This window comes from Mesorhizobium sp. M2A.F.Ca.ET.039.01.1.1 (genome assembly GCF_003998035.1).
GTDB lineage: Bacteria > Pseudomonadota > Alphaproteobacteria > Rhizobiales > Rhizobiaceae > Mesorhizobium.
This window is the reverse complement of record NZ_RZRY01001436.1, coordinates 1-590: the sequence shown is the minus strand read 5'-3', so window position 1 is coordinate 590 and position 590 is coordinate 1. Positions and strand designations below refer to the sequence as shown.

Here is a 590-nt window from a genome sequence, read left to right as displayed (position 1 = left end):
CTCCGGCGGAGACACCGCGGCAACCATCGCTGCCGCCGCCAACCAGACCAACGGCGCCAACGCCGCCATGGTCTATGGCACCGACGGCGGCATCCAGCCCTCCGGCCTCGTCGTGCTCGAGGACGACAAGGGTGTGCAGCCGGTCTACCAGCCGGCACCGATCATCCGCGAAGAGGTCCTTAAGCAGCATCCCGGAATCGAGGCGCTGCTGAAGCCGGTCTTCGCCAAGCTCGATCTCGTCACCCTGCAGGAGCTCAATGGCCGCGTCCAACTGGGTGGCGAGCCTGCCAAGGGCGTGGCGGAGGATTTTCTGAAGAAGAACGGGTTCTTGAAGTGAGGTGAGCTCGGCGCGCCGTGCTGCGGCGCGCCGCCGATTGGGGGGCGATCGTGACCATCCGCTTCGACAAGCTCGGCGTCGTCATTGCCGCGATCGTCGCCTACGCTGCGTTGGCGGCCCCCTTTGCGACGTTCCGCGCCAACCGCATTGTGCCAGGCCAGGCGCGTTCGATCCTCGAAGCGCTGCCGCCCGCGCTTGGCATGGTGCTGCTGGCTATGGTGATCGTCGCCGCCATCGTCGCCTTGCTTAAGAC

Annotated in this window: 1 protein-coding gene and 1 pseudogene; both read left to right on the top strand. The window is 66.6% G+C overall.

From position 1 onward, the window contains the following. On the top strand, positions 1-337 hold a 337-nt coding region (locus EOA24_RS40305), incomplete at its 5' end, for a glycine betaine ABC transporter substrate-binding protein (RefSeq protein WP_281059954.1). 50 nt (positions 338-387) lie between these two features. After that, positions 388-590 (top strand): annotated as a pseudogene (locus EOA24_RS40300) (ABC transporter permease); the annotation flags it as partial.